At 36.7% G+C, this 13,882-nt stretch carries 9 protein-coding genes and 1 pseudogene; 7 read left to right on the forward strand and 3 right to left on the reverse strand.

Going from position 1 to position 13,882, the window contains the following annotated elements; genetic code table 11:
- Positions 1-10 precede the first annotated feature (10 nt).
- The 6 genes from BLT04_RS08655 to BLT04_RS08680 all read left to right on the forward strand — a co-directional run bounded on the left by BLT04_RS08655 (position 11) and on the right by BLT04_RS08680 (position 8,536).
- Complete coding sequence (locus BLT04_RS08655) at positions 11-1,309, forward strand: APC family permease (RefSeq protein ID WP_089755378.1); 1,299 nt, start codon at positions 11-13, stop codon at positions 1,307-1,309.
- Between the two features lie 204 nt (positions 1,310-1,513).
- The gene (gene prfA / locus BLT04_RS08660; RefSeq protein ID WP_089755379.1) at positions 1,514-2,599 is read left to right on the forward strand and encodes a peptide chain release factor 1; all 1,086 of its coding nucleotides are present in this window, start codon (positions 1,514-1,516) and stop codon (positions 2,597-2,599) included.
- 89 nt (positions 2,600-2,688) lie between these two features.
- Entirely contained in the window at positions 2,689-3,363 is a 675-nt protein-coding gene (locus tag BLT04_RS08665; protein WP_089755380.1) for a hypothetical protein, read from the forward strand.
- Positions 3,364-3,510: 147 nt separating this feature from the next.
- Positions 3,511-5,556 carry a prolyl oligopeptidase family serine peptidase gene (locus BLT04_RS08670; protein ID WP_228421928.1) on the forward strand — a complete coding sequence of 682 codons (2,046 nt, stop codon included), beginning with the start codon at positions 3,511-3,513 and terminating at the stop codon, positions 5,554-5,556.
- A gap of 307 nt (positions 5,557-5,863) precedes the next feature.
- Positions 5,864-7,984, forward strand: a complete 2,121-nt coding sequence (gene scpA / locus BLT04_RS08675) for a methylmalonyl-CoA mutase (protein WP_089755382.1) — start codon at positions 5,864-5,866, stop codon at positions 7,982-7,984.
- Positions 7,985-8,044: 60 nt separating this feature from the next.
- On the forward strand, positions 8,045-8,536 hold the full coding sequence (locus BLT04_RS08680) for a hypothetical protein (protein ID WP_139166228.1): 492 nt from the start codon (positions 8,045-8,047) through the stop codon (positions 8,534-8,536).
- 53 nt (positions 8,537-8,589) lie between these two features.
- On the opposite strand, the gene BLT04_RS08685 is transcribed toward BLT04_RS08680, so the two are convergent.
- Genes BLT04_RS08685 through BLT04_RS08695 form a run of 3 tightly spaced genes read right to left on the reverse strand, consistent with a single transcriptional unit; the run spans position 8,590 to position 11,830 of the window.
- The gene (locus BLT04_RS08685) at positions 8,590-9,750 is read right to left on the reverse strand and encodes an FtsX-like permease family protein (protein ID WP_089755384.1); all 1,161 of its coding nucleotides are present in this window, start codon (positions 9,748-9,750) and stop codon (positions 8,590-8,592) included.
- A 6-nt stretch (positions 9,751-9,756) separates the two neighbouring features.
- On the reverse strand, positions 9,757-10,404 hold the full coding sequence (locus BLT04_RS08690; protein ID WP_089755385.1) for an ATP-binding cassette domain-containing protein: 648 nt from the start codon (positions 10,402-10,404) through the stop codon (positions 9,757-9,759).
- Positions 10,397-11,830: a hypothetical protein gene (locus tag BLT04_RS08695; RefSeq protein WP_139166229.1), complete on the reverse strand. Its 1,434-nt coding sequence runs from the start codon at positions 11,828-11,830 to the stop codon at positions 10,397-10,399. Before BLT04_RS08695 ends, BLT04_RS08690 begins: the two co-directional genes overlap by 8 nt.
- 599 nt (positions 11,831-12,429) lie before the next feature.
- Here BLT04_RS08695 and BLT04_RS08705 point away from each other — a divergent pair.
- Positions 12,430-13,819: pseudogene (locus BLT04_RS08705) on the forward strand (RtcB family protein).
- Positions 13,820-13,882 lie beyond the last annotated feature (63 nt).

Consider the following 13,882-nt stretch of genomic DNA (forward strand, 5'->3'; position numbering starts at 1 on the left):
AACACTTTAAATGAGTACTTCTACACATCAGATCGGCTGGAAAACAGCAGTTGCCATTGTTGTTTCGAATATGATCGGAACGGGGATCTTCACGACGTTGGGTTTCCAGTTGGTTGATATTACGAATACCTACAGCATATTTCTGTTATGGTTTATCGGCGGGATTTTAGCGTTGTTCGGAGCGTTTTGTTATGCCGAATTAGGAACGTATTTCAAAGGAAACGGCGGCGATTTTATTTATCTTAAAGAAACTTATCATCCGGTGTTGGGATATTTGGTAAGCTGGATTTCGCTGATCATCGGATTTTCTTCTCCTGTAGCTTTGGCGGCTTTGGCAATGTCGAAATATCTTTCGGTTTTTGATTTTTCTTTCGGAACACCTTTTTCAGTGGTTATTATTTTTCTGGTCGCAATATCTTTGTCTTTCAGCTTAAAAGGCTCGAGCCGGTTTCATAATTTTTTCACAATCATTAAGATAGCTTTCATTATTGTCCTGATTATTTTAGGCGTAATGCTTTCCGAGCCTAAAGAAGTCGGAAACAGCCTGCATTTCAGCAACAGCTGGAAAAACGAAATTATGCTTCCCGCTTTTGCAACGTCTTTGGTGTTTGTAACGTATTCCTACACAGGCTGGAATTCGGCTTCCTATATTGCAGGCGAAATTAAAGATGTTAAGAAAAGTCTTCCGAAAGCACTTATTGTCGGAACTGTTTTTGTGACGATTTGTTATATTTTAGTCAATTTTATTATGCTGAAACATGCGCCGCTTCATCAGCTGGCAGGAAAAGAAGATGTCATGGGTGAGGCTGCTAATAATATGCTGGGAATTTCTTTCGGGAAAATTGTAAATGTCTTCATTGCCTTGCAGCTGGTAGCCACAATCAGTGGATATTTATGGGTGGGATCAAGATTGACACAGGCTTTTGCAAAAGAAAACCATTTATGGAAATTTTTATCAATTAATAATGGAAAAGGAATTCCTGTCCGTGCCATTTTTGCCCATGCTGTTATTGCCACTTTGATTATTTTAACGGGAAGTTTTAAGGAAATTTTCGTTTATACATCGTTTATTCTTCAATTATTTGCGAGTCTGGCGATTTCTACGGCATTTTTTCTTAAAAAAGAGAAAAGGACAATATTCAAATCCAATTTATTTTACATTTTTCCTTCTGTTTTCCTGATTTTCAGTGTTTATATCCTGTATTTTACCTTTGTGAATAATCCGAAAGAAAGCCTTATAGGATTGGCAATTGTTGCATTGGGAATTGTTTTGTATTTGATTGATAAGAAATTGGCTAAAGAGAAGTAGAAGAACAAAGAAAAATTATTGAATTCGTGCAAGTTTTAGAATTTTTAGGGAACAGAATTTATTTTTAGCGGAAGTTTCCAGTCTTGAACTTTGGTTATTTTGTTTCAAGACAAAAGAATAGAGATCAAATAGTTATAGTTTAATTAAAGACTATTGAGTATTGAAATATTTATTTCTTATCTTTGCAGCCACAAAATTTCTACAATGTCTAAGTCATTAATTCCAAAGCTTGAAGCTATAAAACAAAGATATAATGAGGTTGCAGACCTTATTATACAGCCCGATATTATTTCAGATCAGAAAAAATATTCTTCATTAAACAAAGAATACAGCGATTTAGGGAAAATTGTAAAAGTTTACGATCAGTATAAAAACGCATTAGATAATATTGCAGAATCTGAGGAAATCATTGCAGACGGCTCAGACAGGGACCTGGTTGATATGGCTAAGGAAGAAAAGATGGAAGCTCAGGCAAAAATCCCGGGGCTGGAAGAAGAATTGAAGGTTTTATTAATTCCTAAAGATCTTGCAGACGATAAGAATATTATTGTGGAATTACGCGCAGGAACAGGAGGCGATGAGGCGGCAATTTTTGTGGAAGATATTTACAGAATGTATTCCATGTATTTTAAAACAAAAGGCTGGAAACATGAAATAACAGATTCTAATGAAGCTTCAAAAGGCTATAAAGAATTGATTATGAAAGTAGAAGGAGACGGCGTTTACGGGATCATGAAGTTCGAATCCGGAGTTCACCGTGTACAGCGTGTTCCTGAAACCGAATCTCAGGGCAGGGTTCATACATCGGCAATTACAGTTGCTGTTTTACCGGAAGCAGAAGAGGTTGATGTAGAAATCAATCCTGCGGATATCGAAATGCAGACTTCACGTTCAGGAGGTGCCGGAGGTCAGAATGTAAACAAGGTTGAAACCAAGGTTCAGCTGACCCACAAACCTTCAGGATTGGTGGTAGTATGTCAGCAGGCCCGTTCTCAGTTGGCCAACCGTGAGCTTGCCATGGAAATGCTTCGTGCGAAATTGTATGATATTAAATTACAGGAAGTTCAGGGAGATATCGCAGCGCAAAGAAAAACAATGGTTTCCACCGGTGACCGTTCTGCAAAAATCAAAACGTACAACTATCCTCAGGGAAGAGTTACAGACCACAGAATCAACAAATCTATGTACAATCTTGATGCTTACATGAATGGCGATATTTCTGAAATGATCGATGCCGTAATCATGGCAGAAAACGCTGAGAAAATGAAAGGCGAAGAAGATAATTACTAAAAAATAAATTAAAAAAGACTCTTGAAGCAATATCAAGAGTCTTTTTTTGTTTATAAACTTTAAATATTAAAGAAATTTGACAATAAACTATGAAAAAACTAGCCATTTTTTTGTTTTTAACATTACTATTTTGTGTACAAAACCTGAAGGCTCAAACAACCTTAAAACCCGAAAAAGTATTTAGCTTATATTTTAATACGTTCGTAAAATATGATGAAAATTCTTTAAGCGAGCTCAATAATTATCTCGGTCCTGTATTCGGCGAGGAAAAAACCTACAGCATAAACGTTAAAAAAGCGTATGAAGATGAAATTGATAATCTTACACAGCTCTTTTTATCAGGCTTTTCTAAGGATGTTGCCACATTTTGTGAGAATGAAACAAAAGCGTATTTCACGGCATTATCGGAAAACATTAAAAAGGCAACTTATTCTGTGAAAAGCATAGAAACAATGCGAAACGAATTGAGCCAAAGCCAGGATATATCAGAAGTTATTTTTGATGTCAATCTTAAAGTTCCCGCAAAATCTTCAGATTTTAAATTAAAAAACGGTCAAAAAGTAAATATAAACGAACTAAAAAAGTATCTGAAGGATTTAACAGACAAGCTTTTAACGGCAGATTCGGAAAAATCACTTACCATGAAATTTAATTTATATCAATTCTATAAAAATGACAAAACATATTATTGGAACGGCGGCCCCCAGGAATTAACCTGGAAAATCAACGAATTTTATTTTAAAAACTACAATTCCAATAATTAATAATTTACATTAAAGCTGCTGTTTTCAGGAGCTTTTTTTATTTAATATACTTTCCGTATTTTTGAGAAAATCGAATTTAATATGAATTTTAAACCTATCCTGTTAACCGCCGGCGTTTTGTTCTCGGCAACATTTTATTCTCAGAAAATGAATTATCCTAAAGCATTAAAAGGCAACCAGACAGATACTTATTTCGGAACAGCCGTGGCAGACCCTTTCAGGGACTTGGAAAATGATTCTGAAGCGACAAAAAAATGGGTAGACGATGAGGTAGCATATTCGCAAAATTATCTTTCAAAAATACCTTTCAGAGATCAGATCAAGCAACAGCTGACAGCAATCTGGAATTACGAAAAAATCTCAGCCCCTTTCAAAGAAGGCGATTACACCTATTATTATAAGAATGACGGATTGCAGGCGCAGTCGGTTTTATACAGGACAGACAACAAAACGAAAACAACGGAGGTTTTCCTTGATCCGAATAAATTTTCTGAAAAAGGGACAACTTCTTTAGCACAGCTTTCTTTTAATAAAAAAGGAAATTTGGCGGCATATTCAATTTCCGAAGGCGGAAGCGACTGGAATAAAATCATCATTATCGATGCTATTTCTAAAAAACCGATCGATGAAACTTTAATTGATGTGAAATTCAGCGGAATTTCGTGGCAAGGCGACGAAGGCTTCTATTATTCAAGCTACGACAAGCCAAAAGAAGGAACCGTACTTTCCGGAATGACGGATAAGCATAAAGTCTATTTCCATAAATTAGGAACAAAACAATCAGAAGATCAATTGATTTTCGGAGGTGAAAAAACGCCGAGAAGATATCTGGGCGCTGGTGTTTCTGAAGATCAGAGATATTTGATCATTTCTGCGGCAAACGCTACCAATGGAAACGAATTGTATATTAAAGATTTAAAAAAAGGCGGAGAATTTGTCCAGATCAATAAAGGTTTTGACATTAATGCAAATATCGTTGATACAGAAGGCGACACTATTTTTATTTATACCGATAAAGATGCTCCGAACGGCCGTTTGGTGAAAACAACCATTCAGAATCCTTCTCCCGAAACCTGGAAAGATGTGATTCCGGAAACAGGAAACGTGTTGGGAATTTCTACTGGCGGAGGCTATTTCTTTGCAACATACATGATTGATGCCATTGATAAAGTTAAACAATACGACAAAACGGGAAAGCTCATCAGAGAGATTTCTCTTCCCGGAAAAGGAACTGTTGGAGGCTTTAGCGGAAAAGAAAAAGAGAAAGAGCTTTATTTCTCATTTACAAATTATACAACACCTGGAACAACATACAAATTCAATGCAGATTCAGGAAAATCAGAGGTTTATCAAAAGCCGAAAGTGAAATTTAATCCTGAAGATTATGTTTCTGAACAGGTTTTCTACACCTCAAAAGACGGAACAAAAGTTCCGATGATGATCAATTATAAAAAAGGAACTAAGCTTGACGGTAAAAATCCGACAATCCTTTATTCTTACGGAGGTTTCAACATCAGCTTACAGCCTGCTTTCTCTGTTGTCAACGCAATCTGGATGGAAAATGGCGGAATCTATGCTGTCCCAAATATCCGTGGAGGTGGTGAATACGGTAAAAAATGGCACGATGCAGGAACAAAACAACAAAAGAAAAATGTTTTCGAAGATTTCATTGCAGCTGGGGAATATTTACAAAATAAAGGCTACACTTCAAAAGAATTTATGGCGCTTTCAGGAAGATCAAACGGTGGCTTATTGGTCGGAGCGACAATGACAATGCGTCCTGATCTGGCAAGAGTTGCCTTCCCCGGAGTCGGCGTTTTGGATATGTTGAGATATAATAAATTCACAGCCGGAGCCGGTTGGTCCTACGATTACGGAACAGCGGAAGACAGCAAAGAAATGTTTGAATACTTAAAATCATATTCTCCTGTACACAACGTAAAAGCAACTTGCTATCCATCAACAATGATTATTACAAGTGATCATGATGACAGGGTTGTTCCGGCGCATTCTTTCAAATTTGGCGCAGAATTACAGGAAAAGCAGACATGTAACAACCCGATTTTATTAAGAATTGAAAAAAATGCAGGCCACGGTGCCGGAAGAGCAACTGATCAGGTGATCGGTGAAAATGCAGATTTACTTTCGTTCGCATTATATGAAATGGGAATAAAGAAATTAGGGAATAAGTAAACCATTATAATCTTAATTATAAAGACAATTATTAAAATCAATAGGAACGGGCTTTAGCCCGTTTTTTTATGTAAATAAATCCATGGCTTTAGCCAAAAACTATTTTGAACGATTAATACAATACTTTTACAAATATCCACAATCATCTTTGTAAATTCGTGAAATCTGTGGAAGCAAAAAAACAATATTCATTTCATCATTATTAAATTGAAAATCAATTTGTCTTAAACCAATTTTCATTAAAAAATTAACACAAAATTATTATCTCAAAAATCCGTAATTTTAGCCATCTAATAAATCAGAAAGTATGAGAAGGGAAGTTCAGAATAAAACTCCTCAATTTGATAATATAACCGAAAAAAGCACAGAAATCTATCCTTTTGAAAAAGATGGACTGCAGCTGAAATCATCCTACAGGGCAGAAGATGTTAAAAATAAAGATTTAACACAAACTTCTCCGGGAATCGCGCCCTATTTGAGAGGTCCGTATTCTACAATGTATGTTCAAAAACCGTGGACAGTTCGTCAATATGCGGGATTTTCAACAGCTGAAGAATCAAATGCATTTTACAGAAGAAATTTAGCGGCTGGTCAGAAAGGGCTTTCCGTGGCGTTTGATTTGGCGACGCACAGAGGGTATGATTCCGACCACACAAGAGTGGTAGGTGATGTCGGAAAAGCAGGCGTTGCTATTGATTCTGTGGAAGATATGAAAATTTTATTTAATCAAATTCCATTAGATCAGATCTCGGTTTCCATGACAATGAACGGGGCCGTTCTTCCGATTTTATCTTTCTACATTGTCGCCGCAGAAGAGCAGGGTGTGAGTCAGGAATTGCTTTCAGGAACGATTCAAAATGATATTTTGAAGGAATTCATGGTGAGGAATACCTACATTTATCCGCCTGCGCCTTCGATGAAAATCATCGCCGATATTTTTGAATATACCGCACAAAATATTCCGAAATTCAACTCAATTTCAATCTCAGGATATCATATGCAGGAAGCCGGGGCAACTCCGGTTCTGGAAATGGCTTACACATTAGCAGACGGCTTAGAATACGTTCGAACAGGAATAAAAGCAGGAATGAATGTTGATGAGTTCGCGCCAAGATTATCTTTTTTCTGGGCAATCGGAATGAATCATTTCATGGAAATCGCAAAAATGAGAGCGGCAAGATATATTTGGGCCGAATTGTTAAAGCAATTTAATCCTCAAAATCCAAAATCTTTAGCCTTAAGAACGCATTCCCAGACTTCCGGTTGGTCTTTGACAGAGCAGGAACCATTTAATAATATCACAAGAACAGCAATTGAAGCATTGTCTTCTGCTTTGGGCGGAACTCAGTCTCTTCATACCAACGCTTTGGATGAAGCGATCGCGCTTCCGACAGATTATTCGGCGAAAATTGCGAGAAATACTCAAATTATCCTTCAACAGGAAAGCGGAATTTGCGACGTTGTAGATCCGATGGGTGGAAGTAATTTGGTGGAAAGTCTGACTCAACAAATGATCGAAGAAGCCATGAAATACATCGATGAGGTGGAGCAGGAAGGCGGAATGACGAAAGCCATCGAAGCCGGAATTCCGAAGATGAGAATCGAAGAAGCAGCAGCCAAAAAACAGGCTAAAATTGATAGTGGAGAAGAATTTATCATTGGCGTAAATTCATTCAGATCTTCATTAAAACAGCCTCAAATTGAGATTCTTGATATTGATAACACGGAAGTTCGCAGAAAGCAGATCGAAAGATTAGATTCAATTAAATTAAATAGAAATGCCGAAGCAGTCGAACAGATTTTAAATGAAATCAGAGAATCAGCAAAAACCGGAAAAGGAAATCTTCTGGCATTATGCATCGAAGCGGCTCGCAGAAGAGTAACGTTGGGTGAAATGAGCGATGCCATGGAGGAAAGTTTCGGCAGGTACAAAGCAAATATTAGAACAATTTCTGGAGTTTATGCCATGAATGCAGGAAAAAACGAATACTTCGAAAAAGCCCTTCATCTTACTCAAAAATTTGAAGAAGAAGAAGGTCGCCGTCCAAGATTGATGGTCGCAAAAATGGGACAGGACGGTCACGACAGAGGTGCAAAAGTGGTTGCGACGGCGTTTGCAGACATGGGATTTGACGTCGATGTTGCCCCGTTATTCCAGACTCCGGAAGAGGTTGCGAAACAGGCGGTAGAGAATGATATTCACATTTTGGGAGTGTCTTCTTTGGCGGCAGGTCACAAAACATTGGTTCCTCAAGTGGTTGAAGAATTAAAAAAGTTGGGTGCAGATGATATTACAATTGTTGTCGGAGGGGTAATTCCACAGCAGGATTATGAATTTTTATATGCAAACGGAGCAGATTTTATTTTCGGTCCCGGAACGAACCTTCCAAAGTGTGCTGTAGATATTTTGGAGAAATTTTTAAATTAAATTAACTTTTATAAAGTGTAAGTTGCATGGGTTTTGTACTGGTTAATGAAAAATTTCATTATGGCTTATACAGTAATTTCAGTATTTCCTGCAACTGTAAACACAGAGGAAATTCAAAAAGAGTTAAAAGATCAGGGTTTTGATGATGCCAATATCGTTGTTTCAAAATCAAAGCTTGAAGAGGGATCATCGCATGATAATTATGAAGATGATGTAAAGACAAAAAGCTTCTGGGACTATGTTTTTGCTCAGGATGTGGAGCTGTTAGACGCTTACAGCAAACATAGTGTGGGAAAAAATAATATTATTGTGTACGCTGATAATCTTGAGGAAGCTCATCGAGCGAAGACAATTCTTAATGCAAAAGGAGCAGTTGAAGTTCACAAAGAAGATTCTGAAAATCATGCACCTGAAGGAATGTCTGAAGATGTTTACAAAGGCATTATTGCAAAAGCGAAGCATGATATCTATTTTCTTGATTCCGAGAGGGTTTATCGCCCGAATACAAGAGGAATGGATGATACAATGGACGATCTCGGCTCAAAAGATTAAATTATTTTAAACATAATAAAAACAAAAAAGACCGTCAATGTGACGGTCTTTTGTTATATTTTCCAGGATCTTATCAGCCAGCGATAGATCAGTTCTTTTACAAAGAAATACACCAATACCGGGATAATGATGATCGCTGTCCAAAGAAGCGGATTGATATACATTGAAAGCAAGCCGTTTGAAACACTGGATTTTGCTACAAAATACTGTCCGGCAGCAAGTAAGCCTAAACTTAAAGCTAAAACAATCATTAAATTGATACTGAAGCGTTTACTGATGTCGCTTACCATTTTTTTAGGCGAATATCCCAAGCTGTTTTTGATGGAAACTTCTTCCTGCTTTTCTAAAAACTGGATTTTGATAAAGCTTACGATAATATAAAGGCAAAGCGCAAAAATAAAAATTCCCAAAATTGCAATTACTTTTAAAACCAGAAAAAGCTTAGACTTGATCTTTGCAGAACGCAGACTCTCCTGATTAGATTCGTAGTTGTTTTCTTTCATTTTTGAAATCAAATTTTCATCTCCGGAATCTTTGACCTGTACCAAAACCCGATTAAAAATTTTAGGCTGATTTGCAAGTTGAGGTTTTTCCGCCAAATTCAAAGAATCGAGAAATTTTTTCGGAATTAAAACAGAATGGATTCTGTCTGAAAGTCCCACCATTCTTCCTTTGTACGTTTTATTTTCTTTATTAACGACAATATTAATGTTGATCTCAATTTTCTTCGCAAAATCTTCTGAAATCTGCGGAAGTCCTTGATTTAAAGCAAATCCATAATTGTAAAGATTCAAATATTCTCTGGAAATAATGATCGGAATTTCGTCACCTTTTACCTGAAATTCTTCATCTGTCAAAGGCACATCAATTGCTTTTAAATCTAATCCTTCAAAATACAGATCCGTATAAAAAGGGATAAAATCACCTCCATTTGCAGAAGCTTTGAATTCATTTGCAGAAAAAGGATAAACGTCTTTTACTTCAGTCCATTTTTTAAGTTTGGCAACATCGTTTTCATTAAAGCCAAGAAGCTCTTTTCTTCCGATATTATCAGGCGTAATTTTCTTGCTGAAAGTCAGCCAGTAATTGCTGTCACTGCTTTTATTTCCAAAAAGTCTATTGGCATTTTCATACAGTTGCAGGCAAGACAGCACCAAAATAAATGCTATAAATAATCCTGCATACAGTATAATTGAGTTAAAAATTTTCTTCATAAGCTTTTATAAATGAAGAATTTGATATTCATGTTCAAAAGGGAATTCATTCAATTCAAAAAATATGACTGAGCTTCCGTTTTCCTGAGACACTTCATTGATTAACGAAAAGGCAATTTTCTTATTATCTACATCCAAATGGCTGAAACATTCGTCATAGATCAGAAAATCGGTCGGGTTGACAAGGCTTCTTACAATGGCGCTTCTCTGTCTTTCGCCGTACGAGCAGTTTTCCGCTTTTTTATTGAGCAGATTTTCGATTCCTAGCCTTGAAGCATATTCTTCCATTTTCGGAATGAATTTTTTTCTGTCTTTATTAAAAACTCGCAGTAAAATATTCTCCGAAATCGTAAGGTTTTTAATTAATCTTACATCCTGAAAAAGCAGGCTTACCCCATCTTTTCTGTTCTCCACGATTTTCTCAAGATGAAGGTTTTTTACGATTTGCTGATCATATTTTATACTTCCTTCATATTGAAAATGGGTTCCCAGAATAGCCGTAGCAAGAGTAGATTTTCCACTCCCGGAAGGGGCAACAATCAGGAATTTCTTCCCTTTCTGAAAAGAGATGTTCTTTTTCCAGATTTCGGATTGATCTACATTTCTGGGAGTGAAATATTTTGGTGAAATATTTTCTAAAATAATATTATCCATTCATTATTAAATAATACAATGCATTTTCATCTTTTTTGTCTAAAGTAAATACCGTTTTAGAAACCAGATTTCCACCGTCTTCTTTAGATTCGCTGACCATATCTACAACTTTTACGGTTGCTTTTTCCTTCTGATTGTAGTCGTTTCCGTCAGACCATGAATAGGCTGTAATTCCCGTTTTTTTATTAAGTTTTGTGTTTTTTCCGGCTTTTCTGTTTTGGAATTGATAAATTACATTATTATCCTCAGAGAAAATCACCTGATTGTCAGCGATCATATATTTTTTACTTTGACCAAGCGGACCTTGAAGCAAAGATGTAAGAACGTCTTTTTTCTTTGGATTAAAGCCTAAAACAACAGCGCTATTTGTTTTGTAATATTCCATCGTATCGGCAGGATTAGATTTAAAATCTGCAAAAGCGTAATCTCCGGTAAAAGTAGAGGTAATATCTTCCAGCGTTTTGTTGGTTGATGCCAGATAATGGTTTACAGTGGCTTCAAAACCAGCTTCTTTCACCAGATATCTCATAAAATCTAAGCTGAAAAATCCAATTGTGAAAGATTTTGCGTTATTCAGTTCTACGTTTTTCACAAGATCATAATTCACGGCATTTTTATCGTAATATTTTTCAACCACTTTCTTCATATCTGAGTTGAAGAATGTTTTGGTATCCATTTCAGATTTTCCTTTATCAAAATTAAAATCGAAACCAATCCCGGAATCTATAATTAATTTATTGACAGCCAGTGTTTCAATATAACCTTTTGAAACATAGCTTGCTACAGCAGCAAGATTAACCCATCCGCTGATGTCTCTGTCACTCACCAAAGACTGGTTGACCTGATCTTTTATCGCTGCATTTGATGTTCCTTTTCTACCCCAGAAATCTGTAAAATATTTTTCATCAAGTTTAGAAGAAGAATTTGGAACGGGAGCATTTAAAGAACTGTAACCATAAGGATTGTATGATTTATCACTGGAAACGATTGCCATATCGCCTTTGATGCTTCCTGTCATTTTTCCGTCAACGTAGATGTAGTCTTTTTTGTCGATCGTTACTTTAGTTTTCGTAAGATCAGACATGCTTTTCTGGAATTTTGCTTTGTCGGTGATCCAGAAGAAAGCTTTGGCATCAGGATCATAAGTAGATTTCCCCTGATCGATGATAAAATAAAGAGGTTTATCCGTATCAATACCGGATTCTTTCGGTTTGCTTACGAGTTGTAAGAAAAATTTTTCATCATCTTTTAAGTCTTTCTTTTCTTTTAAAATCTTGTCAACAGGAATTTTTTCTGAAATTGTATTTAAATTAACTCTCGACAATCCCAATGTAGTGTCGGTGGTGTAAGTCAGAATCTCATTGTTCTTGTTAGAATTACATGAAAATAAAATAGCAAATGCAAATACGTAAAATAGCGATTTCATTAAAGTGTTTTTCATAATTTTTTAGTTAAGAAGGCAAATATAACATTTTGAATTGAATGACAATCAATCAGAAAGCAACAGAAAAAATAAAAAAAAGTTGATATTCAGAAAAATTTATATATTTGCAGCTTAAAATAAAGTTTAACCATTAAAAAACAACGAAGCAATGTTCAGATTAGATCATAATTCTCCTTTCGATTTGCCACTTATGGTGGTGAGGCTTCGTGGTTTGGTACACTCTTAGAATAGCAGTACAATGAAATGTCAAAACCCGAAGTCGTAAAGATTTCGGGTTTTTTATTGCGCAATATTTCAAACTCAAACAAGTTTCACCGAAATCATTTTTTATCAGGAGCTTAATCCCGCTGTCCACTGTATCTTTTTTGCCTGCGCTTTTTTCAAGCCAGCGCAAAAAAAGGATGCCGTTTCCATCGGGGCTAGAACAAACTCCAAACTGTCATTCTGACGAAGGAAGAATCTATTTTCACAAATCAAAATGATAACAAACCAAAATTCGACTAAGTGTTTAGTTGAAAAAAATATCAGATGCTCAAAGGCTAACTTCTGGCATCTAATATCTAACATCTTATTTAAAAACAATGGGAAATTTAAAACTTAAAGGAAAAGATATATTAAAAATAGGGTATCCAAACAATCAGAGTCAATATCGCTTTGGAAGTCATGAAAAGGAATTTTGCAACGAAAAATATTCATCACGTAAAATCTCTTTTGAAAGAAATTCTGCAAAATCCGGAGAATTACGAAAAAGATTTAACCTTCGGACAAATCTCGGAAGCTTTGCTTTCATCAAAGAAAACAGAAAAAAGAATGCTCAATACAAACCGAGCTTCTTTTCAGGTCTTCGGAAACAATATTTCGGATGAAGCAAAAAACCAATTGTACACTGCATTGAAACTTCCAATTGCAACGCAGGGAGCTTTAATGCCCGATGCACACAGCGGTTACGGGCTTCCGATCGGCGGAGTTTTGGCGGTGGAAAATGCCGTGATTCCTTATGGAGTTGGGATGGATATTGGCTGCAGAATGAGTCTCAGTATTTTGGATACCCCTGTTTCATATCTGGACGGCGCAAGAGACAAATATGAAAAAGCGCTGGCCGAGCATACCAAATTCGGAATGTACGAAACACATAAATCTCATGTCGATCACGAGATTTTCGACAGAGATACATTTGATATGATCCCAATTTTGAGAAGATTAAAAGGAAAAGCCATCAAGCAAATGGGAAGTTCCGGCGGCGGAAATCACTTTGTGGAATTCGGGGAAGTTGAAATGACAGAAGAAGACGAGCAAATCGGACTTCCAAAAGGAAAATACCTCGGAATTCTTTCTCACAGCGGATCGCGCGGATTGGGAGCTGAGATTGCTCAATACTATTCAAGGGTTGCGACAGAACAATGCCCGTTGCCGAAAGAAGCCCAAAATTTCGCCTGGCTGGATTTAAATACGCATCTGGGATTAGAATATTGGACGGCGATGAATCTCGCAGGAGATTACGCTTCAGCCTGTCACAACGACATTCACAGGAGATTGGTGAAAGCGGTCGGCGGCAGAGTAAAAGCCAGAATTGAAAACCATCACAATTTCGCCTGGAAAGAAATCCACAACGGAAAAGAAGTGATCGTTCACAGAAAAGGTGCCACTCCGGCCAATGAAAATGAATTGGGAATGATTCCCGGATCAATGACCGCAAAAGGTTTCATCGTGCGCGGAAAAGGAAATCCGGATTCTTTGAATTCAGCTTCACACGGGGCAGGACGGGCTTTTTCGAGAGGGGAATGCAGAAATCTTTTCACTCAAAATGACATTAAAAAAGAATTAAAACTAAAGAATATCACTTTGATAGGCGGAAATACCGAAGAAGCACCAATGGCATACAAAGATATCAACGAAGTCATGAATGCCCAAAGCGATTTGGTAGATATTCTCGGAACTTTCCAACCCAGGATTGTGAGGATGGATAAGTAATTTTTGTTGCGCGTTTCTGGTTATTAGTTGATGACTTTAACTGATAACTAGGAACAAGCAACT

This window comes from Chryseobacterium soldanellicola (assembly GCF_900100115.1).
Taxonomy (GTDB): domain Bacteria; phylum Bacteroidota; class Bacteroidia; order Flavobacteriales; family Weeksellaceae; genus Chryseobacterium; species Chryseobacterium soldanellicola.

Coding starts and splice junctions, on each gene's coding strand:
- prfA (WP_089755379.1), top strand. CDS start 1,514: ATGTCTAAGTCATTAATTCCAAAGCTTGAAGCTATAAAACAAAGATAT.
- BLT04_RS08690 (WP_089755385.1), bottom strand. CDS start 10,404: ATGGATAATATTATTTTAGAAAATATTTCACCAAAATATTTCACTCCC.
- BLT04_RS08695 (WP_139166229.1), bottom strand. CDS start 11,830: ATGAAATCGCTATTTTACGTATTTGCATTTGCTATTTTATTTTCATGT.
- BLT04_RS08685 (WP_089755384.1), bottom strand. CDS start 9,750: ATGAAGAAAATTTTTAACTCAATTATACTGTATGCAGGATTATTTATA.
- BLT04_RS08680 (WP_139166228.1), top strand. CDS start 8,045: ATGGCTTATACAGTAATTTCAGTATTTCCTGCAACTGTAAACACAGAG.
- BLT04_RS08655 (WP_089755378.1), top strand. CDS start 11: ATGAGTACTTCTACACATCAGATCGGCTGGAAAACAGCAGTTGCCATT.
- BLT04_RS08670 (WP_228421928.1), top strand. CDS start 3,511: ATGAATTATCCTAAAGCATTAAAAGGCAACCAGACAGATACTTATTTC.
- BLT04_RS08665 (WP_089755380.1), top strand. CDS start 2,689: ATGAAAAAACTAGCCATTTTTTTGTTTTTAACATTACTATTTTGTGTA.
- scpA (WP_089755382.1), top strand. CDS start 5,864: ATGAGAAGGGAAGTTCAGAATAAAACTCCTCAATTTGATAATATAACC.